A 25,662-nucleotide genomic window follows, 5' to 3' on the forward strand; every position below is an offset into this window, starting at 1 on the left:
GTTTTCTGCTGATTCGATCGGTCTTCTCCGTCACGCTGGGGACATACACATCCTGTGAGGCCCGGTGACATGTCTCGATTGTTCCTCTGCGAAAAACCCTCTCAGGCTCGCGATATTGGCGCGGTGCTGGGTGCGACCCGTAAAGGCAATGGCTGCCTTCAGGGCGATGGCGTGGTCGTCACCTGGGCTTTCGGCCATCTCCTTGAACAAGCTCCACCCGAAGCCTACGACCCGGCACTCAAGCGCTGGTCGCTGGACTCGCTACCCATCCAGCCCGCGCAGTGGAAGAACACGGTGCGCAAGGATGCCAGCAAGCAGTTCAAGGTGATCCAGGGGCTGCTCAAGCAGAGTAGTGAAGTGGTGGTGTCGACCGATGCTGATCGCGAGGGTGAAACCATCGGGCGTGAAATCCTCGACGCTTGTCGATATCAGGGCCGCGTCTCCAGGCTCTGGATCTCCGCGCTGGATGAGGCATCGATTCGAAAGGCGCTGGCCAGTATCCGTCCAGGAGAGTCGACGTATCCGCTGTATCAGGCGGGACTGGGCCGTTCCCGTGCCGACTGGCTGGTCGGCATGAATCTGACCCGCGCGTTTTCGGTACTGGCTCAGCAGCAAGGACACCAGGGCGTATTGTCAGTAGGGCGGGTTCAAACACCGACACTGGCACTGGTCGTGAGGCGCGACCAGGAGATCGCGAAATTCGTGCCGAAGCCGTTCTGGGAAGTGGTTGCGGACCTACAGGCGGAAGGTGGAGCATTCCGGGCGAAGTGGCTGCCGGCGAACGAGGACTGGCTCGACGAGGAAGGGCGTTGCATCAACCAGGATTCGGCGCGGGCGGTGGTGGCCCGCTGCCAGAACGGCCCGGCAATAGTGGCGTCGGTCCAAACATCACGCAAGCGCGAGGCGCAGCCGTTGGTGATGGACCTGGGTACGCTGCAGCAAGCGTGCTCGAAGCGTTTTGGCTTTGGTGCCCAGCAGGTGCTCGATATTGCCCAGTCACTCTACGAGACCCATAAGGCAACAACCTACCCACGTACCGACTGCCGCTACCTGCCGACGTCGATGCTCTCCGAAGTTGGGGTGGTCGTGAAGGCGCTCCTGCAGTCGGATCAGAAGCTCTCTCCGTTGATCGAACGTCTGGATCAGACGCTCAAGAGCCACGTCTGGAACGACAGCAAGATCACGGCCCACCACGGGATCATTCCTACCACGGCACCTTGCCGGATTGATCGCATGAGCGATGACGAGTTTCGGGTTTACGATCACATCCGGCGGCATTACCTGGCACAGTTCCTGCCCGCCCATGAATACGATCAGACCGATGTGCGTCTTGATCTATCCGGCGAGACATTCATGGCATCGGGACGCCAGGTGCGGGTCGAGGGTTGGAAAGCGCTATTCCCCCGAGGGAAGGGCAAAGGGCAGGACGGTGACGACGATGAGCAGGAGGGTGCCGGTGCGCAGGCGCTCCCGCCTCTCCGTCAGGGGGAGCGCTGTTCTGTCAGGGATATCCTGGTCAAGGATCGTCAGACTCAGCCACCCAAGCCTTTTACCGAGGGGGCGCTGATTTCAGCGATGAAGAATGCCGCTCGGTTCGTTACGGATGAACGGTTGCGAGCCCGCCTTCGAGAGAGTGCCGGCATCGGCACCGAGGCGACCCGTGCCGGTATCATCGAGACCTTGCTCAAGCGGGGGTTTATTCGCAAGAAGGGCCGGACCATCGTTTCTACCCCCGTAGGGCAGGGGCTGATCGCAGCGTTGCCGCCGCAGATCAGCAATCCGGGCATGACAGCGCTTTGGGAGCAAGCGCTGGACCTGGTGGCCGAGGGGCAGATGACATTGGATGATTTCATGTCACGCCAGACGGTGATGGTGAAGAAACTCGTCGACCTGGCGCTCCAGCGGCCTCAATTGAATCTCCCGGAAGCGCCGAGCGAAACCTGCCCGAAGTGTCAGGCCAAAATGCGCCAACGCAAGAGCAGCATTGGCCCCTTCTGGTCGTGTTCCCGCTACCCGGATTGCGATGGCACCAAGCCGATCGGGAAGAAGGGTAAGCGGAAAGGAGGTTCTCGTCAGAAGACCAAGACCACCACGGCAGGAAGAGGTCGATAACATCTTGTCAGGTAGGCAATGCTGCTGGATAATCAGAGCCGTACCCCGTTGCCGACTGACGGTTATCAGCCGGTCCCTTTGGATCCTCAGTGGTCCAATCCCAAAGCGCGACGCCTGGTGAGACCGCGTGCCCCCCGCAAGTTACTTTGCACTGTATTGGCGTACATAGGGCTCCAGGTTCATTGTTAGACAGGCCGACCGGTTGTCGGCCATCTCTTGTTCTTCCCGTTTTGACCGGTCAGCAAGGCATCTCTCCAGGGATGTCTTGCTGACCGGTTGGACTTTGTTTTTCATCGGCGAGGCCCATCGCCTGACCCCTGGGCTCCTTTTGTGCGGGGATCCGCGCACAATCCTACCGGTCCAACGCCATGAGTCGGGACTGGATGCTGTGGCATCGCGATGCATGTTTACGAGGGCATGCCTAGCGTGCTGGCATAATGGCAACCTGATCTCGCCGCCCGATACCGGTTTTGGTGGCACCCTTACGCGCAGTTCTGGTCCTCAATCCCAAGGCGAGGCGGGCGATCCTGATCGCTTGCCCCACCTTGCGATTGATGATCCTGGGTTGACGCCATCGATCGATGGCGTAATCTGATGGTGTACCACGTTGGCTGCTGACGGTAATAGCAGCGCCCTTAGCCCTTTGGGGCAATCCCAACGCCGCAACGCATCCTGAGACGCGGCGCTCGCAAGAGTTGGATGCTACCTCCAAATTCACGGCACTCGCCGTACCTCCCACCGGGGATTCACCTCCCCGATGGGGATGGTGTGTCTCCCGGATTCCGTCGACTCAATCCGAAAGGAGCAACACCATGTCTAACGATACTCAATTCTTCGACCTGCACATCACTGGCGTCGGTTACGTAAACCGGATCCGCGAAGTGACCCCGAAACGTGGCGATGCCTTCTGGGCTTGCGACATATCGGCACTCACCGGTCCTGCCGATGATGTGGACTATCGTCGCTTCGACTGCCGCGTTAGCGGTCAGGAAGCCCAGAAACTGGTCAAGAAGTTCAGCGCCACCGTGGCCGATCGTCAGGAGAAGGGGCTTGCTGAGCCCAAGATTCTGATCGGTTTCAAACTCGGTGATCTCTATACCGATACGTTCACGCGTACCAAGGGCGACCGCGCAGGTGAAACTGCCGTTAGCCTCAAGGCGCGTTTGCTGTTCATCAACTGGGTGAAGGTCGATGGCGAGAAAGTCTACGAAGCGCCCCGGCGCGACGAGACGGCCTCGATAGAGACCAACACTCAGCAGGATGAGGCTCGGTCATCGGATGCCGGCACTGCGCCGCAGACCGGTGACATGGGCTCGGTAGGGGCTGCCGAAACGGTCGCCGCTTGATCTCACCTTACTCGCCGCGCTGATCGGGAAGTTCGCTTCCCGTCAGTGTCGGTTTTCATTCCACCCGCTTGGGGATTCACTCCCCAAACGGGCGGTGTTTCTCCGCGCAGTACTCTGGAGATATGCCGATGAATCAAGATCCTTTGTTCCGCCTGCAGCTATGGCGAGCTCTGTCAGAGGCGCTTGAACGGATCGCATCAACCGTGCTGGCTGCTTGTGTCGTGGGTGCCGTGATTGGTCCCGCTGGGAGTGCCTTAAGCGGTGCTGTTGCAGGAACACTGGCGCTGGTCATTGCCTTGTTGAGCTGTTATGGCAAGGTTAGACTGGATCTACAAATTGCGGACACAGCCAAGGAGGCTGATGGTCAATGAGCAATTTCTCGTCTTACGCGCTTGTCATGCTGCCATTCCTTGTGGCATCGGCTGTCATCCTGACGGGTAGCTTCCGCGCTATCCATCGGGAAGACAATCGGCGCAAAGAACTCAAGACACAGTAAATCGGGAAGAAGCCACCAGGTTTCGCCCTCCCTCGATCAGAACGCCCCTTGGGGCGTTCTGTCGTTTCACACCCTTCATGACCCATCAGGGGAGATCGCTCCCTGTAGGGGACGTCTCTTCTGATGCAACCACACTCAGGAGAACTCCCATGGGCTGGACTGTCCCCTACACCACGACATCTCGCGACGAACTGGTTCGCCACATCTTCGATGAGCATAACGAGCCGGGACGATTCGAGATCATAGACCACTCCCTTCGGGGCAACGTGCTCTACCTGCTGTACTTCAAGCCGGAGCAGAATTACCGCTTTATCACGGTGTATCTGTTGTCGGGGCCATCTCCCTGCAGCCGTCGCGAAGGTGATCGAGGCTGGGGTTACAAGGACATGGATGAATCCATGCATCCCTACTACTACGACTGCCCGGAGCGGCTTTTGAAACAGTCCGACGTGCAGTCAGAGTTTGCTGTGGCATGGCGCGAGGCTTGCCGTCAGCATCGTCTGAAAATCAAACGTCAGAAGACGCTCGCTAGCGAGATGCCTGCGGGTACGGTGATTCAGATGGCGGCTGGCTGGGATGCCAATGGTCAAAGAACGACGCCGGTCACGTTTGTGCGTGCCCACACGGCGACGTTTTTCATTGGCAAGGATGGCGACGGCAAGCTATGGCGGTATCGCTGGAGCAACGTCGTTGGAGATCCGACCGAGAGCGCGTTGAAGTATAGCGCCGCCTAGCGGACTTAACATTATCCCTCCCACTCGGGGCCATTTCCCGGTGGGATGGCTCCGTTCTTCACTGGAGCCATCCGCATGAAACCTTACTGCCTGCAGATTTCGGCAAACGGTAAATCTCACAGCGTCTATGAAGGCGCTTCTGCCGGGCCAGCGTGTCCTATCGGTCACTTGCGCCAAGCGTACGACGTGGAACGTAAAGATGGTCACGGTCCCTGGATCGAGTTCGATACGCAGGATAGACCCTTCTCAGGGGATTCCCCTGAGAAGGCGCTCGATGCCTTCGCCACGCGTTCGATGACGCGGCTCACGCTGATTTGAATCTCATCTGAAATCATTCACCCAATCGGGGCCATTCCCGATGGGGTGGCTCCACCATTCGACATGAAGGAGCTACCTCATGTGCAAGTCTCTCAAATACACCCTGGCGAGCCTGGATATCGACGTCATTCTCGCCGCCCTGCGATTTCTGCAACGGGCACCGGAGGATGACATACCGTCGGAAATTCTGGAGATCGCGGGCGATAGCCTGCAGGTCGTCAACATCGACTACCTCTGTGAGGAACTGAACTGCGGTGGTGATGATCCCTTGGCCCCGACCGAGGATCAGGTACTGCTGCAGCGGATCCGAGCAGAGCTGTCTGGCGATGAGTGGGACAGTGAAACCCCTCAAAACATATACCACGCGTTGATCGATGGCGGTTATGCCCCGTTTCCATCAGACGAGGAGGGCTGGTCGTTGGCAGTGGTCGACAATGCCTACGCGGTCGTGGCTTTCGAGCATGGCCCATACAGAACCAACGCTCAGGCGTTAGCGGCCATCGCGCGGCAATGTGCTGCCGGTAGTCAATGGCACGGTGAGGTGCTGGATGTCGTGGGCTTGAGAGCCTGTGGATCCGTGCCTCCTGGGCTGGTTATCGCGGGGCGCGGTCCCAACGGCGATGCGATCGTGGCTAGCGCTGCCGATGCCCAAGCCAGTCTGGAGGTGGGGTATCGAGACGAGTGGAACATGATGGCGGTGTATGTGCGGCCACCAACCACCAATCTCGCGACATTCCTGAAGGACTTCAAGACGACCGAGCAGGCATTGACGTTCTGCGCGGGTTATCTCGGGTGCGGGTGGAGTGCCCGAAAGCCCCATGATCGGCAGATGATTGCGACGATAAACGACATGACGGAAGTGATCCCATACTGAATCCAGCGCCCTCCGGGGCGCTTTTTTTGTGCCTGCAAAAAGGACCGCTGGTGCAATTAACATTTCCCGTCGCAGCGTTTCCCCGCCTCCGGCACGGTGAACCTGATCATGATCATTCCGGTTTCCGCGCGAGGCTCCACCCATGACTTTCCCGAATAAAGCCCGGCTGTTCCCCTTAGCATTCCTCGTTGCGTTGATGGCTGGCTGTGCCCAGCAGCAAACGCAGCCACCTTCCGAAAGCGAGCGCCTCGCTGCGCAGTACCCCGATGCGGACAAGGTGACCATCGACATCACCAAGCCGGCCCAGCCTGGATCCTCCTCGCAGGTTGTCACGACCGGGATGGATCAGCCGACGCATGATGTCGAGCCGGATGTCTATAGGGATCGCCGATATAACCGTGACGATCGTGTCGAGGTGCTTCGCGGTGGACGCTACTCCCTGGTGTCGGCCAAGGCGACGTTGCAACAGCGTGAACTGCTGGAACAGGTCGTCGATATCTCGATTCCCGCGTCACTCAATCCCTCTGTCGAGGACGGAATCCGCTACACGTTGCAACACACGGGATTCGGCCTTTGCCGAGCGCAGGGAGAGCCACAGCAGTTGCTCTATAGTCGCCCGCTACCGGCTGCCCACTTCGACCTGGGGCCGATGCCGCTTCGCGAAGCGTTGCAGGTACTAGGTGGCCCGGCATTCGAGGTGCAGGCCGATCCGATTGCGCGGATGGTGTGCTACCAGGTTCGCGACCAGCGTCTGGTCAAGGGGTAAACCATGGCAGACAAGATCATTCCTGATATGCCCGAAGGCATGGAAGACACGGCGAAAACGCAGGGTTTCACACCTGTTGGCGAGCGCAAGACGCGTTTCGGTCTGATGCGCGTGTTGATCCTGGTTGTCCTGGTACTGGTCGTGTTGGGCGGGGTGTTTCTGTGGGTGAAAGGCAACGCTCAAGACACCGGGCCGACACTCTCATCAGTGGTGCAGGAGCAGCAACAAACGATCGACCAGCTTCGGGATTCCATCAACTCGCTGCAACAGGCGAGGGATGCCCAGGCACAGTCACAGCAAGACCTTTCCGGGGAGCTCTCTACCGTTCGAGATGCGTTGTCACAGCAAGCGGATCAGTTGGCGAAGACGCCGTCAGTGGATCTAGTGGATCTCACGGATGAGCTGAAAGCCTTGTCGCAACGCGTTAATGAGCTCTCGGCGTCGGTCGATACCCGTTTCGCAGCGGCGCTCGAGAAGCAGCAAGAGTTGGAGAAGGGCATCGAAGCGGTACGCAAACTGCGAGCGACGACCAAGCCCCGCCAATCGGCATCAACGCCAACACGCCAGCGGCGTCCCGAACCGCCTTCTCCTTCGTTCTCCATTGCCGGAAGTGAGCTGCGCGGCGGACGACACTACCTGGCGATTTCATCAGGACCGGCTGCCAGCCTTCGCGATCTGCGTTTGCTTGGGGTCGGGGAGCGCCTTGGGAACTGGCGTTTGTCATCGATCTCTGGCCATTCGGCTGCGTTTTCCATTAATGGCCAGACGGTCGTCATGCCCGTTCCATAAGGAGGATTCCCGTGTCGATGATTCCAAGGGTTCGGAGAGAGTGGATTGGCTCCATCGCCTTGCTGGCCGCCGTGTCGGTTCCAGTCTGGGCGCAACAAGGGCAGGAGACTCAGGCAACACGGATTGATCAGACACAGATCGACCAGAGTGCCCAACGCCCGGCACAAGCCTGGGGCCTCGATCAGCAAGAGTACCAGCGCTATCAGTCGATCATGCTGGGGCCGCGCGGCACCTGGTCCCCGGACTTGGATCCGCTGACCGCGCTGGGTCTGGAAGCGCAGAGCGACGCCGAGCGTCAGAAATATGCCGAGATGTTGGTCGAGGCCGAACGCAAGCGTGTCGAGGCCGAGCTGGCGTTTCAGCGTGCTTACGATGACGCGTGGACTCGTCTCTATCCCAACGACCGGCCGGTGCATCCGTTCACGACCAAGGGGGGGCAAGATGCAACGCAGTCGGTCTTCGGTTCCAGTGCTGGGGTGTCGTCGCAACGTTTGAATGTCGTCGTGGCCACGCAAGGGTGTGAGCAGTGCGTGGCCACGGTCAAGCGACTGATCAGCCGGGGCGCGGCCATGGATATTTGGGTGGTCGATGCTAACGGCGATGACCGCCGGATCCGCGCTTGGGCAGCCAAGGTGGGCATCCCTCCCGAGCAGGTTCGGGCAGGCGGCATTACCTTAAACCACGGTGGCTCGTTGGACGTTGACACGTCCGAGCTTCCGCGTGTCGCGCCGAGGGGATGATGAGATCACGGAAGGGGGGGCGTCTCGCGCTGTGTCTGATGGCGACAGCGGTAGGATTGGCATTGTCGACGCCTGCACTCTGCGCACCTCGCGTCGATATCCCATCGGCCTATGTCGTGGCAGCCGAGGATAATGGCATTCCCCCCGAAGTCCTTTATGCCGTTGCCAGTGCCGAATCCAAAACGCGTTTGGACGCCGGGGTGCGGCCCTGGCCCTGGACGTTGAACGTTGCCGGCAAATCAATGCGTTTCGGTGATCGTCAGTCCGCGTGTCAGGCGCTACGCGATGCGCTCGAGGCGACACAGATCATTGATGTGGGCATTGCCCAGCTTAACGTTCGCTGGCAGCCCCAGTTGTTCGGCCAAGGGCGTCGCTTCGCCGATCCCTGTGAGGGGCTGAATCCCTACGCGAACCTCGATGAAGCGGCACGGCTACTACGGCAATACCACGATGACTCCGGTGATTGGGTCGTTGCTGCCGGTCGCTATCACCGTCCGGCGGGTGGCAAGCCCGCCGCCCGCTATCGCGCCATCGTCAGCCGTGAGCTCGCGGCACTGGGTGCCACACCTTCCTTGCAAACGCCCTCGGTAGCCGTGCTGGTTGCACGGGCTCAGCCCTCATCCTCGGCTCGTGAGTCTGGTGGTTTTACGCCGCCGTCCAAGGTCGTTGCAGCACGTCGCTCGTCGGACCCCGACGATCTCACCTGGGTGACACCGGAACCCCTGGCCACCGATGACAGTGCCGTCACCTGGGTGACGCCAACACAGCGGCAGTGGATGGCCGAAGTCGCGAGCCGTTGATCTTTACAGGAGTGAAACCATGACCGTCAGGATCATGAAACGCCGCATCTGGCTCACGCTGGTGTTGATGTCGGGGCTCTCTCTGGCACACGCCCAAGCGCCGGTTCAACGTCCTCCTGGTCTCCCGGATCTTGAGGTAGTGGCCGATCATGGCGGTGAGCCGACACGTCGCTATTTTGCGCCGATTGGTGGTGCGGGTGTCTCGGCATCCGAGAGTTACTCACCTCAGATCGGTGTGACTCAACGGCGTACCCAGCCATTCAGCGAAGCGGACATGTTGCCTGTGGCGAGCGAGCGGCTGACGCCGGGCACCGTGACGCCCCGTGAGCTGCAACTGCCAGGAGGCTTCACGCCCATTTTCTTGATCGGTGACGACGCGCTCTCGCGCGACTGGTTAGCCCAGCGTGGAGACATCCTGCGTGACATGAACGCGGTGGGGTTGGTCGTTCAGGTCCAGGACGAGCCATCTCTGCAGGCGCTTCGCGCCGAGGCGGAGGGTCTGGAGCTGCGCCCTGTGTCCGGTGATGGTCTCGCCGGGCGATTGGGGTTACAGCATTACCCGGTGCTGATCAGTGCTCGCGGTCTTGAACAATAACTTTATCTAGGAGCTCAACGCGATGTCGGTCGTAAGCTGTTTTGTTCACGAGCGATGGCAGGATATCGATGCGCTCGCACTCATGCCTGGAGTGATCTTCCATCGAGACGGTAGGCTTTATGAGCTGATGGCGCCGGCTTACGTCAAAGGGGGCGTGACGCATCTGCCCGCCCAGGCTCTGCCCGCTGATGATGTGCCCATCAAGGTGATGGTCGGCGAGTTTGCCAAGGGACTCGATCATATCGGAATGGCCATGGATATGACGGGAGGGGACCTGCGTGAGTATGAAGGGGGCGATGCCCAGATCCTGAATCTGGAAGCCGGACCAGGCCATGTCTACTCGCCCCGATTGCCCTTGGCGCAGTTAGAAATCTTTTGCCAAGCCCATCTCAATGGCTACCAGGCGTTTTTCGACCAGCATGAGGTCTCTCTGGATCACGGTGAGGTCATTCCGATGGAGACCTGGTGGGAGGGGAATACGGATGAGCCATAACCACCCCCTGGAATCCCTGCTGCGACCTGCCGTCGAGCTCTATACCTTTTGGGTCTGTCTTGGCTGTGCCGCCTTGTCGCTGTGGGCTCCCTGGTCGTTGGCATTGGCACCTAGCGTGGGTCTCATTACCGCCGCCGGCTTTCTGGCGTTTGGCCTTTGGCGCTTACGCCAGGCATGGACCGTGCTGCGCTACCGCCGCAATATGCGTCGGCTGCCACGCTTCGCGCTCTCAAGCCGCCAGGTGCCCGTCAGCAAGCGCCATCTGTGGCTGGGCAAGGGATTTCAGTGGCAGGCGCGACATACGCAGCGCGTGCATGAAGCGCGACAGCCCGCCGCCGAGTCCTACGTCAAACCCAGCCCTGCCTATGATGCTGCACGACGTTGGGAACACCGTCTGCAGCGAAACCCTCTCGGTGAAGCCATTGCCCGAGTAATGAGAGCGGATACGCCCCTGAATCCGGTGCGGCCACTGCCGCCGGTGGGTGGCAGCCCTATTCTTCACGCGGTGGAGTGGAAGGAACGCGATGTCTGGTTGCCGCTGGGAGAGCGGGTAGGGCATACCCTGGTCGAAGGGACCACGCGCGTGGGCAAAACCCGCCTGGCCGAGATCCTGATTACCCAGGACATTCGCCGGGGCGACATCACCATCTGCTTTGACCCCAAGGGCGATGCCGACCTGATGATGCGCATGTACACCGAAGCGCAGAAGGCGGGGCGGGGTGATGAGTTCTATATCTTCCATCTGGGCTGGCCGGATATTTCGTGTCGCTATAATGCGGTGGGGCGCTTCTCTCGGCTATCCGAGGTCTCGACCCGCGTGACAGGGCAGTTATCGGGTGAAGGCAATAGTGCGGCTTTTCGGCAGTTCGCCTGGCGCTTCGTCAATATCGTGGCGCGCGCGCGCCACGCCCTTGGCGAGCGCCCGACCTATAACCAGATTCTGTCCGATGTGGTGAACATCGATGCGCTGTTGATGCAGTACGTCCAGACCACCCTCGAAGCGCAGATCGCTGGGGCCAATCAGACGATCACCGAGATCGAGGGCAAGCTCAACGATCGCAACATGCCGCGCAACATGGTGGGGCGTCACAAGCGGGTGGTGGCGATCGTGCAGTACCTGCAGCTCCCCGAGGTGATCGAGACGCTGACTGATCCGGTGCTGGATGGGCTCTTGTCGGCGGTGCGCTACGACAAGACGTATTTCGACAAGATCGTCGCCTCGCTGTTGCCTCTGCTGGAGAAGCTGACCAGCGGCAAGATCGCCGAGCTTTTGAGCCCCGATTACACCGATATCGAGGACGAGCGCCCGATCATCGATTGGCAGCAGATCATTCGCAAGAAGGGCATCGTCTACGTGGGGCTCGATGCCCTATCGGATTTCGAAGTGGCGCAAGCGGTGGGTAACTCCATGTTCGCCGACATCGTGTCGGTGGCTGGCCATATCTACAAGTTCGGGACCGAAGATGGCTTGCCGGGAACCGGAGGCAAGAAAGCCTCGATCAACCTGCATTGCGATGAGTTCAATGAGCTCATGGGTGATGAGTTCATTCCGCTGATCAATAAGGGCGGTGGTGCCGGTATTCAGGTCACGGCCTATACCCAGACGCTCTCCGATATCGAGGCGCGGATCGGGAATGCCGCCAAGGCCGGCCAGGTGGTGGGTAACTTCAACAACGTCATCATGCTCCGGGTCCGGGAGGAGAAAACCGCGCGCCTGCTGACCGATCAACTCTCCAAGGTCAACGTCAGCACGCGGTTGATGGTCTCCATGGCTAGCGACAATGCCGATGTGAACAGTGACCAGGATTTTTCCAGCTCGGCGGGCGATCGTATCGGCACCGAGTCCGTCGAGATGATCGTACCCAACGATGTGATCAACTTGCCCAAGGGACAGGCATTCGCGCTACTCGAGGGTGGGCAGTTGTGGAAGCTACGCATGCCGCTCCCGAAGTACGACAAGACCGAGGATCTACCCAAGGACGTCGCGGACATCGCTGCTCGCATGCGTGACCAGTACAGCACCGGCGAACAGTGGTGGGAACCGTTGCGGCCCGCGCCGATCGACCTCGACGCCTTGACTGACGAGGCGGCTTTGGCCGCGTTGGAGTCTGTCGTTGCACAGGAGGAGTGATTCATGGCAACAGAACAAGCTCCGGCGCAGCGGGCCGAGCAGAAGCGAACCGGCTTGGTCGGCACCCTGATCAAGTTACCGTTCACCCTGTTGTGGATCCTGATTCTCTCGATCCTGACCTCGATCGTGATCGAGTGGGTGGGGATCTATTTCGGCTGGTTCAGCCAAACTGGATCCGAGCATGCCCGAGAGACCATGGTCTCCGAGCTGGGTTACCTCGACAGCCAATTCACGCGCTCGCTGTTGGTCTCGTCACCGGTCCAGTTCGCGCAGACCTTCGTCGACACCACCTATCAGTGGTTGTTCGTCAAGACCGGCATCGCCGGCTGGGTCGAGTATGGCGCTGACGAGGTGGGTTGGGCGGGTACGTTCAAAACCTATCTGCAGGCGGCGATGTTCGTCACCCTGATGACGATGACGCGCTGCGTGATCCTTATTCTGACCTCGCCGTTGTTTCTTCTCGCGGCGGTGGTGGGGTTTACGGACGGCCTGGTGTCTCGCGATCTTCGGCGATTCGGCGCGGGGCGAGAATCCGCGTTCATCTATCATCATGCCAAGCGGCTTGTGACGCCGATCTTTTTGACCGGCTGGCTCATCTACTTGTCCTTGCCATTCTCGATTCATCCCAACCTGTTTCTACTGCCCTGTGCCTTGCTGTTCGGGCTGATGATTGCGGTGGCAACCTCGAGCTTCAAAAAGTATCTGTGACAGCCGTAAAGCGCGATGTCGACTTCCCCGTTTGGCCCTGCATTTGCGGGGTCTTTTTTATTCTGGTCTAGTGAGTGGGGAGGGGGCATTCGCAGCCCCTTTTCTCAGTGTTACCTGCATACGTTCCCGCTGGCTTGCCAGCGGGTTTTTTCTTGCTGTTCTCCTGAAAAATACCTATCCGATCGGCTTAACGTTTCCTGCTGATCCCATCGACTTTCCTCTCGACACTGGATCCATGTCGTCAACATCTTCGACGGGATCCCAACATGACGCTGCACTCGCAATTCCGACGCTCCTCCCGATGCCTGGCTGTCGCCACTGGGCTTGTGGTGGCTCTGGGCGGGCTGTCTCCCGTCTTCGCCAATGACATCGATGAGATCCAACGGCGTGACCTGGCGCTGATCCAGACCCAGATCGAGCAGATCAAGGTCGTGGTCGATCGCATCGATGCGCGTCAGTCCAATGCGGATCCCGCTACCACTCGCGTCTATTTCGACATCCCTCGTCTAAGAGTCGATCTCGAGGCCATTAGTCATGGCATCGATGGCTACCTCGCGCCGGATCGGCTGTTGCCGCGCGAGTTACGCCCGCTCGATGGCGACTATCTCGATGACCGGGGGCGCTGATGGAGGCGTTCGAAGCCGGGTCGGGTATGGAGGTTGGCCCGCTGTACTGGATGTTGGCGGGACTCGGCTGCGTGGCTGTCCTGCTGTGCGTCTCCTGGATTCTGATTTCGGCCTATCGCGGGTTCGCGAGAGGCCGCGTCGATGGCGACATCTTCGGCGTTGTTTGGTGGCGAGCACTGCTGCTGCTCGTGCTGTTTCTGTGGCTGTTCCTCTGACGAGAACGGCCAGGAAAACCCCAAGTTGGGGTCACGCCTTCGGGCATCGCAAGTCGTAACGGGCAAACACACCCTCAGTGAGGACATTCAAGATGCAACTTCGATCAGCACTCATGAAACCGGTCCAGTGGGCCAATCAGGGCGCTCGCCGCCTGGTGGTAGCATTCAGCGTGGCGACGACCCTGCCGAGCCTGGCGTGGGCGCAGGGTCTCCCTGAACTGGAAGAGCCGACGCAGGGGGGCGGGGGGATTCGTTCGACCGCCCAGGGCTATCTCTATGACTTTGCCATTCTGGGCGGGTTGATCGTGGCGACGGTCGCCTTCCTGTTCGTGGCCATTTCCGCCATTGCCGCCTTCCGTGAAGCCCAGGCACGCGGGGAGTGGAGCAAGTTCGGGATCACCTTCTGCGCCGGTGTCATCCTCATCCTCGCCGTCATCTGGCTGGGAACCGAGGCTGGCCCGATCCTCTCGCAGTAACGGGACGGGGCCATGGCGAGCATCGATTTTCTCCCGAAGCGGATCAACGATCCCCCGGTGGTTTTTCGAGGCATGACGATGCGTGAAGTCATGTTGATGGCGGGGACGGGCTTCCTTTCGTTTCTGGTGGTGGGGATTCCGGTTGCCATCGTCTTCGGGATGCCCGCCCTGGCTCCCTCCATTGCGGTATTGGGGATGGCCTGTGCGCTGGGGGCCGGCGGCACAATCATGCGCCGCCTGCGTCGTGGCAGGCCAGCTTCCCTGCTGTATCGCCAGATTTCCTGGAAGTTAGCTTCCCGTGGCATCTCGATGGGTGGCGAACGACTGATTACCCGTTCCAGCGTCTATCGCATCGGTCGAGAACGGCGGCCCCAAGGAGGACTTCGATGAGTCGTCATCGCAACGCGCAGTCCGCGCGAGACGCGCATATCTCGACCCTACGCGCCATTGTCGCGGTCCTGGCAGTGGCCTCTGGAGCCATGTGGTATGGCTGGCAGGCAGCACCCAAGGATCTCACGATCACCATCCCGCCGGACCTGAGAACGGGCTCGACCCAGAAGTGGTGGGAAAAGCCGCCATCATCGGTTTACGCCTTCACCACCTACGTGTGGCAACAGATCAATCGCTGGCCGACCGATGGCCAGAAAGACTACCGCCGCAATCTGTATGCCTATCAGCCCTTCCTGACACCGTCGTGCAAGGCCGAGCTCAACGAGGATTACCGCTACCGAAATCAACGCCATGAACTCGAAGGGCGTGAGCGCAGCATTTTCGAGATCCCAGGGCGAGGGTTTAGCAACGAGCCAACGGGGCCGGGATCCGTTGAGATCATCTCCCGTGACGAATGGATCGTGAATCTCGATCTCGCCGTCAAGGAGACCTATTCAGGCACGTCCATTCGCGATGTCTATATGCGTTTTCCGCTGCGTGTCGTGCGCGCCGACGATGATCCGCAGCACAACAAGTGGGGGCTCAAAATCGACTGTCTGGCTCGCCCCACCGAGCGCCTGGAAATCCCGGATCAGGAGGGGAACTCATGACTGGATTGGCCACAAAAATCTGGCGAGGCAGCGTGTGTGTGTCACTGCTACTCGTCGCCGCCCAGGCCCAGGCGGTCGAGATATTGCACTGGGATCGACGACCGTTGCCCATCGATCTCCCTGTCGGCCAGGAACGCGTGATCGTGCTGGATCGTAATGTTCGGGTCGGGTTGCCATCCGAGATCGCCGATCCCTCCGTGCTTCGGGTGCAGAGCGCCGGCGGGGCCATCTACCTCAAGGCTGACAAGGCATTCGATACGCAGCGTGTGCGCATTCAGGACGTCGAGACCAATGAGGTGGTGCTGTTTGATCTCACCGCCAAGACGACAGGGGCCAGCGATGAAGAGATTCAAGTGGTCATCCCGGAACAAAACGCGGGGGCTACCGACTCGCAAGCTGGCGCAACTGGTGGGGTTGAGAAGCCAAAGGCGGATGAAGGTGATGCACCGGCGTCGGGAACACCGCCCCCGGTCATTCTGACTCGCTATGCGGCGCAGTCCCTCTACGCGCCCTCCCGGACTATTGAGGCGGTGCCCGGACTCAACCGGGTCGCCATGCGTCTGCCTGACAGCATGCCATCCCTATTGCCGTCGCTACCGGTGAGCGCGACGCCATTGGCGGCCTGGAAACTCAATGGCTGGACAGTCACGGCGGTGCGCCTCACCAATCGCGATCCGTCGCGCACCTTCGAACTCGACCCACGCTGGTTGCAGGGCAAGCTCTATAGCGCTGCCTTCATGCATTCGACACTCGGGCGTCGAGGCAGTCTCGAGGACACCACCACGGCCTTCATCGTGACGCAGGGGACGAGCCTGTCCAAGGCGCTGCCTCTGTCGCATGAGGGAGGCAGTGCCTTCTCTGCCTCGTTTGAGGATGGCGTTCGCCTGGGAGGTGACTCATGACTTTGAAGGGGAACAAGCTGCTGCTGGTTGGCGTTCCCGTGCTGCTGTGTGTGGTGGGTCTGGTGCTGCTCAAGAGTTGTAGCGGCGGAGACAGTGGCGGTGCTTCGTCGCAATCGCCTGTTGATCCAACGCGGCAGCTCTCTCAGGAAGAGCTGGATGCCCTGGGCATCAGCGGTGACTCTCCCCGCGATACGGTGGCCACCCTGGTGGGCAAGATGAATGCCTGGGAAGCCCAAAAAGAGCGGGATGAGGCGCAGCGTCAACAGCTTCTTGAAGAGAACTCTCGGTTGGCCGACAAGGCCACCAATGTGGATAGCGCCGTGCAAGCCGCTATCCGTGAAGAGCGCCGCCGCGCGCGGGAAGAGCGCGAGCGCAGTGAGAAGTCTCTGGTGTCGCGGATCGAGCAGCGGGTTAACCGGATGTTGCCCGAGTCTTCCAACGATACCGCAGATGACGACCTGCCGATTGGGCTGGGTCTGGAAGGCGGTGGTGGTCCGAGTGGATCCTATAGCGGTGGCAGCAATCTCGCCTGGGTCGAACCGATGGATCGCCGTCAGGAGGAAGGCCGCTATGGCCAGCGACAGGAGGGGCCGGCGTTTCCGACATCATTCAAGGCCGCGAGCGGGGCGGTAGGGGATGCCGCGACGCGCACCGCCAATGCGGTCGAGTCGCGCGTGACCGGCAAGCCTGATGCCTCCACCGTGGATCCGGTCTACACCATCCCTGAAAACTCTACCCTGATGGGCTCTCTCGCCATGACCGCGCTACTGGGCCGGGTGCCCGTCGATGGCACGGTCAACGACCCCTATCCCTTCAAGGTGGTGATCGGCAAGGACAACCTGACGGCCAACGGGATCGAACTACCCGAGGTGCAGTCCGCTGTGGTCAGCGGCACCGCGACGGGGGATTGGACCCTATCGTGTGTGCGCGGAAATATCCGTTCGATGACCTTCGTCTTCGAGGACGGCACGGTTCGCACGGTGCCGACCCCGGATGACGTCGATCAGAACACCAGTAACCGAAGCAACCAAAACGATCAGACCTTCGGGGGTGGAAACTCCATTGGCTGGATCAGCGATCAATACGGCATTCCCTGCATCAGTGGCATGCGTCGTTCCAACGCTCAGCAATACCTGGGCACCCAAAGCCTGCTGACGGCGGCCGGTGCCGGGGCGGCCTCGCTACTCTCCGACGACGATTCCGGATCGGTCACCTCGATCGGTGCCGATGGCACGATCTCCCAGGCGGTATCGGGCTCCCAGGCCGTCGACCAGATCCTGACGCAGGGCGTTAACGACATGAGCGATTGGGTCAACAAGCTCTATGGCGAAGCCTTTGCCGCCGTCTATGTGCCGCCCGGTAAGACCGTGGCCATTCATATTAACAAGCAGTTGCCGATCGATTATGAAACCGAGGGGAGGAAGGTGCGCTATGACACGTCAATCGCGACCCAGCATGCGCTCGATTAAGGTCAGTGCGGCCATGGCGCTGGGCCTGGTCTTGCTCTCGGGCTGCGCAACCTCCAAGGATGAGCTGCTTCCGCACGGGGACGTCACCATGCAGCAGTTGTGGGAACAGGGCTCCTCGAGCGGCGGTAGCGCGATCGGCAGCGCCGGCAAGCAATCCGTGGCCGAAGCTCGGGGCCAACTGCGCCGTCCGATCGGTGATCGTCAGATGGTCGATGAGCGTACCCACTACACCCGTGACGCGGCCAACGAGATCCACAGTCAGTTCTCGCGGCTGCCCAATCCCGACCTGGTGATGTTTGTCTATCCGCATCTGGCCGGCGATGAGCAAGTGCCGATCCCTGGCTACTCCACGCTCTTTCCGCTCTACAGCCAGCCCCAATACGCGATGCCCGGTGAAAGCGCACGACCGGCTGGGAGGACGCGCTGATGTCGGCATTCGATTCCTTTATGAACGGGCTATTTCCGTCCAAGGACAAGGTAGGGGGAACCGGCCAGATAACCGCCAACGACAATGGTCCGCGCCATGAGGCCGTCAACGAGCGCACGTTGCTGACTGACGAGACAGGACGCCCGTTGTCGCTGCCTCGTGGCAAGGCGCCTACCATGGCAGATATCCGCGAGTCCTATCAGCGTGCGCCGTCATTTGCCAGCCGACTGCCTTGGGTGGAGTACCTGCCCGAAAGCGGTTGTTTTCTGCTGGAGGATGGTTTGTCTCTCGGCGTCGTGGCGGAGGTGACACCCGCGCCCTCGGAGGGGCGCTCCGCCGAAGCGTTAGAAGCCATTCGCGACCAGATCGAGTCGGCTCTCCAGGATAGCGTGCCGGAGCTCGACGAAAACCAATGGGTCGTCCAGCTCTACGTCAAAGACGATACCGATCCCCGCGAGGATCTCGAACGCATTCGCGAATCGATTCCTGCCGAGCTCAGAGAGACCGAATATACCCAAGCCTGGCTGGCCAGCATGGAGGCGCATTTCAAGGCGATCTCCAAGCCCGGCGGCATGTTCGTCGATGATGTGATTACCCAGACGCCGTGGCGAGGGCAGACTCGGCGAACGCGCCTAGTGCTCTATCGCTGGGCGGGCAACGGCAAGGCCAAACTCGGAGAGCGCCGTAGTCGTCTCTCCCCCGAAGACTTGATCAACCATGTCTACGGCAAACTTGAGGCCAAACTCGCCAGTGCTGGGCTACCCGTGCGTCGCTATGACGGTCGTGACTTTCATCGCTGGATGATGCCGCGCTTCAATCCGTGCCCCAAGTTCTCACCCAAGGATCCGCAGCGCTTCTACGACATCTTCGACTATCCCGGCGACGATGATGCGTTGTGGTCCTATGACCTTGCCGAGGGCATGCTGGCGAGCTCGCCTCGCGCCGATGCCGAGTCGGGGCTGTGGTTCTTCGATGACCAGCCGCAATGCGTGATTCCGGTTGAAGAGATCCGCAAGGTGCCGAAGGTCGGGCACCTGACGGCGGAAATCTCTCGCGGGCGAAACGCCATTCGCAACGCCACCTTCGATGTGCTACCGCTGGGCGTCGAAGCCTGTCTGACGATCGTCGCCATTCCCCAGGAGCCGCTCGAAAGTCATATCGACCTGCTGCACAAGAAAGCGGTCGGGGACAGTGTGCTGGCCGAGAACGTCCGAGAGGACTGCCAGCAGGCCCGCAAATTTCTGGGTAAGGACCACAAGATGTATCAGTCGGCCCTGGCATTTTTTGTCAGTGGTCGCGATGAAGCCGAACTGAGTCAGCGGGTCATGGACCTGACGACGCAACTGAGTACCGCAGACCTGAAACCGGTGGAGCCGGAGAACGAGGTGGCAGGTCTCAATACCTATCTGCGCTGGCTCCCCATGAATTTCGATCCCGAGATCGATCGCAAGAATCGCTGGTACACCCGTTTCAACTTCGTTCAGCATCTGGCCAACCTCGCACCGCTGTATGGCCGTGATCGCGGCACGGGGCACCCTGGCATCAGCTTCTTCAACCGGGGTGGTGAGACATTGACCTTCGATCCGCTCAACAAGCTCGACCGCGCCCAGAATGCACACATGTTCGTGTTCGGGCCGACCGGGGCGGGTAAGTCCGCCACGCTCAACTCGATCATCGCCCAGGTCACGGCCATGCGCCGCCCGCGTTGGTTCATCGTCGAGAAGGGCAACAGCTTCGGCCTGCTGGGCGATTATCTCGAGCGCATGGGACTCTCGGTCAACAAGGTCAAGCTCGCGCCGGGCTCCCAGACCCGCTTGCCACCGTTCGCCGACGCACACCGATTGCTGGATCCTGACGTCCTGGCCAAGCGAGCCGCGCGCGATCGCCAGGACTACGGTGAGTTCGATGAACCGGCCCAGACCCCGGATGATCTGCTCGAAGCCATGGGACCGATCACCGGAGACGAGGACGAGGACGTGGAGCGCGATCTTCTCGGCGAGATGGAGATGATGGCGCGACTGATGATCACCGGTGGCGATCCCAAGGAGGAGGCCGACTACCGCCGTGCCGACAATCGTATGGTCCGCGATGCGGTGATGATCGCGGCGGAGAAGGCCCACGACGAAGGGCGTCAGTGCCTCTCCCAGGATGTGCGTATGGCATTCCGGCAGATCGCTCAGGACGAGACGATTCCGGAGAAGCGCCGCGAACGTGCGTTCATGATGGGGGAGGGGATTGGCATGTTCTGCGATGGCTTCGATGGCCAGGTGTTCAACCAGCCGGGCGACGCGTGGCCGGAGTGCGATGTGACGATCATCGACCTGGCGCATTACGCTAATCCGGGCTACGAGGCGCAGTTGGCGCTCTCGGTCATGTCCATCACCAACATGATCACCACCATGGCGGAGCGCGATCAGTACAGTGGCCGCCCGATCGTTCAGGTCATCGACGAGTGCCACTTGCTGACGGCCAATCCATTGCTCGCACCGTTTCTGGTCGGTGTCGCCAAGATGGGGCGCAAGCTCAACCATTGGCTGTGGCTCGCCACCCAGAACGTCAAGGACTTCCCGGATGTGTCGGCCAAGATGCTCAACATGCTGGAGTGGTGGCTGCTGCTCAACATGCCGCCGAATGAGATCGAGGAAGTGCGCCGCTTCAAGACGCTGACCGAGGATCAGCGGCTGATGGTTGAATCGGCCACCAAAGCCTCGGGGAAGTACACCGAAGGCGTGGTACTGGGGGGGCGTCTTCAATCGCTGTTTCGTGTGGTGCCGCCGAGTCTCTACCTGTCCCTGGCGGGTACGGAGCCGGAAGAGAAGGCCGAGCGGGCTGAGATCATGCGCGAGTTCAACTGCAGTGAGTTGGATGCGGCGATCAAGGTCGCTGAGAAGCTCGACCGTCTCCGTGGGCTCGATGCGGCATGAGAGGGCGACCGCTCCCTGGCGTCAGCGTGATAGCGACCGCGAAGGGCGCGATCGCTATCCTGCTGCATGCACCGGTCTTGATCACCATCGGTTTGGCGCTGACGCTACTCTACAGTGCCGTACTCAAGTTCCACCCCAGCATACTCTGGTGGGCCTTCCCACCCGTGGCGTTTTTCCTGCAACTCTGGGCGACGGCGCTGACCCGTGAGGTCCGCACGTCCCGTCAGGCCACGCTCAATGACCTGCGAGCGTTGTGGCAGATGTTGGTGCTGTGGTGTGCCTGGGGCGCGGTGCTCCTGGCCATCGGTGGTGCGCTATTCGGGCTGCTGTTGATGGCGGATCCGGCCCAGCGACTGAGTGATAGCGACAGCCTGCCATTACCCCCTGGCGCAGGGAACGATGGTCTACCTCCGCTCTCCACGGTGACGCTTGCGCCATGGCACAAGGCGCATGCCGCGATGCTATTCATGATGGCGGCCTCGCTGGTCTGCTGCCGATGGGCCTGGGTAGCGGGTTACCTGGTCTTGACGTCTCGTCAGACCCTGGTCGGGCTCGTCAAGCAGTGTTGGCAGGCCAGCCAGGTTCTGCAGGGGCTTTTGGTGCCAGCCTGGGCGATTAGCGTACCTCTGGTCGTGTTGGCTCTGTGCTCAGTGCAAACACCGTGGTTATCCATTCCCGCCTTTCCGTTGCTGGCCTTCTTCGCCGCCTTTGCGTTTTCTCTAGGCGATAGGCTCTACTCCGATCCGAAGCTAAACGGAGAGAGCGCATGATCACTGAACTAGTCACCCTGAGTGTGTTGATTGCCCTGCTCGTCGCCAGCGGCCTGTGGCTGCTCAAGCGACAGATGAGCGGCAAGATCAAGCTACCGTACAAGCGTCGAGACACGCTCAACACCCCCATGGAGCGGGCGTTCTATCAAGCTGTCTCGCGTGCGATCGGTGCCGATTATTACCTTGCCTGCAAAGTCCGTATCGCGGACGTCCTGGACGTCGCGTTTCGCCAGCGTCATGCGAGGGATCAACGCTGGTGGCGTCATTTTCGGGTGATCAGCTCAAAGCACGTCGACCTGGTGGTCTGTGAGCCGGGCGGTGGACGCATTCTCCTGGTCATCGAGCTCGATGACCGCAGTCATCGGCGCGGCGATCGGAAGCGCCGCGATCGTTTCATTGATCGAGCCTTTTCATCGGCGAAGCTGCCGCTCCTGCGTTTTCCGGCGCAGGGGCGGTTCGATGTCGACGACATTCGTCAGCAGCTTTCGCCCTATCTTGCTAGCTCGAATACAGAAGGATCGGACTGATGCAGGATCTCTCTCTCCCTGACGCAGTGCGCGTTGATGCGCGGGAGCGCACGCTCCACTTGCTGCCGGTCCTGCAGGTGGATCCATTCGACCGCATCGACGTCGAGGACATCTCGTTGAGTGTATCCGTGAGTTGGCGTGACGACCCGATCTCTCCAGCAGACGGTTGGTCGATTCGCCAGCCCTATCCCAACCGGCTCTACTTCGTGGGCGGCTCTGCGGCGTGCCATCTGGGGGCGCTGATTGCGCTGCCGGCTGATACCGACCGTGGCGAAGTGACCTTCCGCTGGGCGGTGGCAGGGGAGGTGACGAAGCGGATGCCGGGGCGCTTTCAGGTGACGCACACACTCGACCTGACGTTTGGTGGCGGACCGGGCATGACCTATTCCATGGACGTGGCCAACTGGTGGGCATTGAGTGAATTCGCCGGGACGGGGAAGTCCCCGGAAATTGGCCGTAACCGCGTGTCTCGGCTACAGGCGACGGGCGTTTCCCCGACTCGCCAGGCGAGGGTCGAGAGCGGGTCTCGAGACGATGCCTGGCAGCTGAGCATACGGGAAGCGTTGACGCTTCCGGCGATCACGCTGGGAGAGTGTTGGACGCTGGAAACCTATGGCGGCGAAGCCGCCTTGTCATGCCTGGAGGCGCTGCAATGAAACGTCTAGCTAAGTCACTCTTGGCGGGGGTTGGGCTATCACTGGTCTTGATGGGGTCGGCTGTGGCCGACGAGAGTTCGCCGGTCGCTGCATCGTCATCGGCTGTCCCTGAGTCCTTTAAGACGCTCACGATCAATGGCCAGACCCTCACGCCAGATTCGGTGCGCTCTGTGCCGCTCGAGGGACCGATCTATGAGGTGCGATTGAAGAACGGCGATACGGTCTACAGTGATGCCGATGGACGCTACATGGTGCTCGGCAGTCTCTTTGATAACGCCCCGCAGGGACTGATCAACCTGACCGAGCAAAGTGATCGGGAAGCGCGGTTGGCTCAACTATCCAAACTGGATGCCAATGAGACGGTGGTGTTTCCGGCCCAAGGGGCGTCGATCGGCACGATCACCGTGTTCACCGATACGACCTGCCACTATTGCCAAATGCTGCATCAAGAGATCGATCAGTTGACGGCTGCCGGCGTCGAGGTGCGTTACGTGCCATTTCCTCGCGAGGGCAGCCAGTCCCCAGGCGCACGTCAACTGGCTCAGGTGATGTGTTCGACATCCCCCCAGGACGCCATAACCGCTGCTTTCCAGGGGCGAGCGCTGGAAGACACGCCGACGGAGAGCTGCTCGGCGGCTGTGTCGAGAGGCTTTGCGCTGGGGCAGCAATTTGGGGTGAAGGGAACTCCCTCGATCGTGCTACCGAATGGCGAGATGGGCGAGGGGTATATGCCCGCCGACAAGCTGGTGCAGGGGATTAAGAGCGCGGGTTCTTAGGCCGCTGTCGGGTCCTCAGTGGGCAAACCCAATTGCGGCCAATGCCATCACAAACATCCAGACCATGCCTATTTCCACAATCGCGTAAATGGCGATCTTGGTTATCACGTATTTTTTGTGGCTGGGTAGCTCGCGAAGGAACGCGGGGAGGTTATCCCGAAGGCCCTGCATCCCTTTTGACTCCAGCAAGGGCTTGAGTGGTTTTGGTGTTGAGGGGACTGGAACGACTGATTTGGCAAACGCCGTAACACTGGAAACCATGGCGTAAATAGCAATGGCCAATAGTGGGAGCAGAAGCAGCTTCAAAAAACACGAAATTGATGGCGTTGTCAGAGTGCGAAGTGCGAACGCGGTGACGGCGGAGGCACACGTCGCACGGGCCAGGAAACTATGAACGGCTTCATTGAACGGAGTAGTCAACGCTTTGGCTCCTTGCCGGGGAATGGCGTTAAACCCTATCCAATCCATTTAACATTCTCTACTGCCGACTCCCGCTCACCCCGGTACACCTGATGGCTGCATCCATCTGCTGCGCGTGGAGTCAGCCATGCCTCGATCACACCTACGGCGTCTGGCCGTTAGAACCCTTTGTTCTTTCACCCTCATGAGCCTGGCTGGCGCTGCGAGCGCCGGTGTCGAGGTATTCACCATCGCGGGTTTGCCCGTCACCAATGCACCGGAAAACACCCCTATCGTGGAGTTGGATGCGCCTGCCCGACTGGATGCGCAAATCTCCCAGGGACTGCCCGGTGATCCCGATCAGGCAAGACAGGCCATGAGGGAGCGGGTTTCCCGACCGGATTGGCCTGAGATGAAGGCCCGCTACCAATCCGCCTATACCGGTCTGACCCGTGCCTGGATGCTGGGTATAGAGAAGGTACCTGCCGTGGTCGTGGATGGTCAGTACGTGGTCTATGGCGAGCCCAATGTGGCAAGAGCGCTTTCGACCATCGACCAGGCCAAGCGCCAGGAGGCTGGCCAATGATCCATCAATGGCAACGCTTCGTGATGGGGTTCGGATTGGTAATGGTGCTCACCTTTGCTGGGGCGTTGTCTGCGCCGCCGGCCAAGGCGATTACGACACCGGAAATCGCGGCGTCCGCCCTGAGCTTCGATTGTCTCGAGTACGAAGTGATCGGTATCTGCGCGTGGCTGAATTGTGGCATCTGGGGCTGCACGGTCGTGACGTCGATTCGCGTCAAGAACTATGTGCCGGAAATGGTGGTGTCGTCTTACGAGAATACCGGCGATAACCCCTGGACGGAGATCGCTTACCTTTCCCCGCCACTGGGGGATGCACTAGGTGGTGGGCGTACCACCGAAGAGGCGGCGACGCGCCACTCGAATACGCACTTCAAGAATGTCGATGTGCTGGGGCATCCAGGGAATCCTGGGTTCTACAGCTACTTCCAGGGTAGTCCATATGACTTGGGCTACATGTGTAGCGGCCCGACTGTTCCGTTCAACCCCTACTTTATCTCGACGCTGGATGCGCTCGCCTGGCGATCGGGAATTCCCGAGTCAGCGTACCCCGAGGCGCTGACGCCAGGCGTGAGGGAGATGGGCGCGCCTGGCGATCTGTGGAGCCCGATCTACCCACGTAGTGGGTTTGTGTCGCAGTACCACGACTACAAGGTTGCGGCCACGACTGCCCAGCGTGCGGCGGACATCGTGACGCGAGAAGGGCAGCCTCATGTCTATCAGCCGCTGACCCCGCATGACTCCCCACAAAGCGGTTTCTGGGCACCGGATCCGGTGATGGAGGGAGATGACAATACTCACAAGTGGCAGCGCCTCGAACCCAATCTCACGATGTCCTGCTCGCTGTTCCCGGACGGTGGCCAGGACCATAACCTTCGCGAGCCCGGTGATTACGTGTGGGCATTGTGGCGTCCCTATCGGTGTTGCCAACGCCGGGGACAGGAACTGCTGTGGTTCACGGGAGAGTAACC

Annotated in this window: 30 protein-coding genes; 29 read left to right on the top strand and 1 reads right to left on the bottom strand. The window is 60.4% G+C overall.

What is annotated here, in order from left to right; all coding sequences use genetic code 11:
- Positions 1-69: 69 nt before the first annotated feature.
- From Q0602_RS02960 to Q0602_RS03090, 27 genes are all read left to right on the top strand, one after another.
- Positions 70-2,112, top strand: a complete 2,043-nt coding sequence (locus Q0602_RS02960; RefSeq protein WP_298838684.1) for a DNA topoisomerase III — start codon at positions 70-72, stop codon at positions 2,110-2,112.
- An 812-nt stretch (positions 2,113-2,924) separates the two neighbouring features.
- Entirely contained in the window at positions 2,925-3,458 is a 534-nt protein-coding gene (locus Q0602_RS02965) for an STY4534 family ICE replication protein (protein WP_298838686.1), read from the top strand.
- Between the two features lie 128 nt (positions 3,459-3,586).
- Positions 3,587-3,829 carry a hypothetical protein gene (locus Q0602_RS02970; protein WP_298838688.1) on the top strand — a complete coding sequence of 81 codons (243 nt, stop codon included), beginning with the start codon at positions 3,587-3,589 and terminating at the stop codon, positions 3,827-3,829.
- A gap of 274 nt (positions 3,830-4,103) precedes the next feature.
- Complete coding sequence (locus Q0602_RS02975) at positions 4,104-4,688, top strand: hypothetical protein (protein ID WP_298838690.1); 585 nt, start codon at positions 4,104-4,106, stop codon at positions 4,686-4,688.
- 75 nt (positions 4,689-4,763) lie between these two features.
- A complete protein-coding gene (locus Q0602_RS02980; RefSeq protein WP_298838692.1) occupies positions 4,764-5,006 on the top strand; it encodes a hypothetical protein in 243 nt (80 codons plus the stop codon).
- 79 nt (positions 5,007-5,085) lie between these two features.
- Entirely contained in the window at positions 5,086-5,880 is a 795-nt protein-coding gene (locus Q0602_RS02985) for a hypothetical protein (protein ID WP_298838694.1), read from the top strand.
- 142 nt (positions 5,881-6,022) lie between these two features.
- Positions 6,023-6,646 carry a PilL N-terminal domain-containing protein gene (locus Q0602_RS02990; protein WP_298838699.1) on the top strand — a complete coding sequence of 208 codons (624 nt, stop codon included), beginning with the start codon at positions 6,023-6,025 and terminating at the stop codon, positions 6,644-6,646.
- A gap of 3 nt (positions 6,647-6,649) precedes the next feature.
- Positions 6,650-7,435 (top strand): hypothetical protein, encoded by a 786-nt coding sequence (locus tag Q0602_RS02995; protein ID WP_298838702.1) that lies wholly within the window; start codon positions 6,650-6,652, stop codon positions 7,433-7,435.
- 17 nt (positions 7,436-7,452) lie between these two features.
- Positions 7,453-8,175, top strand: coding sequence for a TIGR03759 family integrating conjugative element protein (locus Q0602_RS03000; RefSeq protein WP_298838817.1), 723 nt, complete (start codon positions 7,453-7,455; stop codon positions 8,173-8,175).
- 62 nt (positions 8,176-8,237) lie between these two features.
- Entirely contained in the window at positions 8,238-8,975 is a 738-nt protein-coding gene (locus Q0602_RS03005; protein WP_298838705.1) for a hypothetical protein, read from the top strand.
- A gap of 19 nt (positions 8,976-8,994) precedes the next feature.
- Positions 8,995-9,570: an integrating conjugative element protein gene (locus Q0602_RS03010; RefSeq protein ID WP_298838708.1), complete on the top strand. Its 576-nt coding sequence runs from the start codon at positions 8,995-8,997 to the stop codon at positions 9,568-9,570.
- Positions 9,571-9,592: 22 nt separating this feature from the next.
- Positions 9,593-10,063, top strand: coding sequence for a hypothetical protein (locus Q0602_RS03015; protein WP_298838711.1), 471 nt, complete (start codon positions 9,593-9,595; stop codon positions 10,061-10,063).
- On the top strand, positions 10,053-12,194 hold the full coding sequence (gene traD, locus Q0602_RS03020; protein ID WP_298838714.1) for a type IV conjugative transfer system coupling protein TraD: 2,142 nt from the start codon (positions 10,053-10,055) through the stop codon (positions 12,192-12,194). Before Q0602_RS03015 ends, traD begins: the two co-directional genes overlap by 11 nt.
- 3 nt (positions 12,195-12,197) lie before the next feature.
- Complete coding sequence (locus tag Q0602_RS03025; RefSeq protein WP_298838716.1) at positions 12,198-12,902, top strand: TIGR03747 family integrating conjugative element membrane protein; 705 nt, start codon at positions 12,198-12,200, stop codon at positions 12,900-12,902.
- Positions 12,903-13,168: 266 nt separating this feature from the next.
- On the top strand, positions 13,169-13,528 hold the full coding sequence (locus Q0602_RS03030; RefSeq protein ID WP_298838718.1) for an RAQPRD family integrative conjugative element protein: 360 nt from the start codon (positions 13,169-13,171) through the stop codon (positions 13,526-13,528).
- Entirely contained in the window at positions 13,528-13,743 is a 216-nt protein-coding gene (locus Q0602_RS03035) for a DUF3262 family protein (RefSeq protein ID WP_298838721.1), read from the top strand. The genes Q0602_RS03030 and Q0602_RS03035 overlap by 1 nt, the downstream gene beginning before the upstream one ends.
- 92 nt (positions 13,744-13,835) lie before the next feature.
- A complete protein-coding gene (locus Q0602_RS03040; protein WP_298838724.1) occupies positions 13,836-14,219 on the top strand; it encodes a TIGR03745 family integrating conjugative element membrane protein in 384 nt (127 codons plus the stop codon).
- Between the two features lie 12 nt (positions 14,220-14,231).
- A complete protein-coding gene (locus tag Q0602_RS03045; RefSeq protein ID WP_298838727.1) occupies positions 14,232-14,609 on the top strand; it encodes a TIGR03750 family conjugal transfer protein in 378 nt (125 codons plus the stop codon).
- Entirely contained in the window at positions 14,606-15,259 is a 654-nt protein-coding gene (locus Q0602_RS03050) for a PFL_4703 family integrating conjugative element protein (protein WP_298838730.1), read from the top strand. Before Q0602_RS03045 ends, Q0602_RS03050 begins: the two co-directional genes overlap by 4 nt.
- The gene (locus Q0602_RS03055) at positions 15,256-16,161 is read left to right on the top strand and encodes a TIGR03749 family integrating conjugative element protein (protein WP_298838733.1); all 906 of its coding nucleotides are present in this window, start codon (positions 15,256-15,258) and stop codon (positions 16,159-16,161) included. The genes Q0602_RS03050 and Q0602_RS03055 overlap by 4 nt, the downstream gene beginning before the upstream one ends.
- Entirely contained in the window at positions 16,158-17,630 is a 1,473-nt protein-coding gene (locus tag Q0602_RS03060; RefSeq protein ID WP_298838738.1) for a TIGR03752 family integrating conjugative element protein, read from the top strand. The genes Q0602_RS03055 and Q0602_RS03060 overlap by 4 nt, the downstream gene beginning before the upstream one ends.
- Positions 17,617-18,057: a TIGR03751 family conjugal transfer lipoprotein gene (locus Q0602_RS03065; protein ID WP_298838820.1), complete on the top strand. Its 441-nt coding sequence runs from the start codon at positions 17,617-17,619 to the stop codon at positions 18,055-18,057. The genes Q0602_RS03060 and Q0602_RS03065 overlap by 14 nt, the downstream gene beginning before the upstream one ends.
- Entirely contained in the window at positions 18,057-20,981 is a 2,925-nt protein-coding gene (locus Q0602_RS03070) for a conjugative transfer ATPase (protein ID WP_298838741.1), read from the top strand. The genes Q0602_RS03065 and Q0602_RS03070 overlap by 1 nt, the downstream gene beginning before the upstream one ends.
- Before the next feature lie 26 nt (positions 20,982-21,007).
- Positions 21,008-21,751: a hypothetical protein gene (locus Q0602_RS03075; RefSeq protein ID WP_298838744.1), complete on the top strand. Its 744-nt coding sequence runs from the start codon at positions 21,008-21,010 to the stop codon at positions 21,749-21,751.
- Positions 21,748-22,278: a DUF2726 domain-containing protein gene (locus Q0602_RS03080; protein ID WP_298838747.1), complete on the top strand. Its 531-nt coding sequence runs from the start codon at positions 21,748-21,750 to the stop codon at positions 22,276-22,278. The genes Q0602_RS03075 and Q0602_RS03080 overlap by 4 nt, the downstream gene beginning before the upstream one ends.
- A complete protein-coding gene (locus tag Q0602_RS03085) occupies positions 22,278-22,934 on the top strand; it encodes a hypothetical protein (protein WP_298838750.1) in 657 nt (218 codons plus the stop codon). The genes Q0602_RS03080 and Q0602_RS03085 overlap by 1 nt, the downstream gene beginning before the upstream one ends.
- A complete protein-coding gene (locus Q0602_RS03090; protein ID WP_298838753.1) occupies positions 22,931-23,710 on the top strand; it encodes a DsbC family protein in 780 nt (259 codons plus the stop codon). The genes Q0602_RS03085 and Q0602_RS03090 overlap by 4 nt, the downstream gene beginning before the upstream one ends.
- A gap of 15 nt (positions 23,711-23,725) precedes the next feature.
- Here Q0602_RS03090 and Q0602_RS03095 read toward each other — a convergent pair whose 3' ends face one another.
- Complete coding sequence (locus Q0602_RS03095; protein WP_298838755.1) at positions 23,726-24,178, bottom strand: hypothetical protein; 453 nt, start codon at positions 24,176-24,178, stop codon at positions 23,726-23,728.
- Positions 24,179-24,257: 79 nt separating this feature from the next.
- On the opposite strand from Q0602_RS03095, the gene Q0602_RS03100 reads away from it, so the two are divergent.
- Both Q0602_RS03100 and Q0602_RS03105 read left to right on the top strand, forming a co-directional pair.
- The gene (locus Q0602_RS03100; protein ID WP_298838758.1) at positions 24,258-24,695 is read left to right on the top strand and encodes a TIGR03757 family integrating conjugative element protein; all 438 of its coding nucleotides are present in this window, start codon (positions 24,258-24,260) and stop codon (positions 24,693-24,695) included.
- The gene (locus Q0602_RS03105) at positions 24,692-25,660 is read left to right on the top strand and encodes a TIGR03756 family integrating conjugative element protein (RefSeq protein WP_298838761.1); all 969 of its coding nucleotides are present in this window, start codon (positions 24,692-24,694) and stop codon (positions 25,658-25,660) included. Before Q0602_RS03100 ends, Q0602_RS03105 begins: the two co-directional genes overlap by 4 nt.
- Positions 25,661-25,662 lie beyond the last annotated feature (2 nt).

Origin of the sequence: uncultured Salinicola sp. (assembly GCF_937921195.1) — a bacterium.
GTDB lineage: Bacteria > Pseudomonadota > Gammaproteobacteria > Pseudomonadales > Halomonadaceae > Salinicola.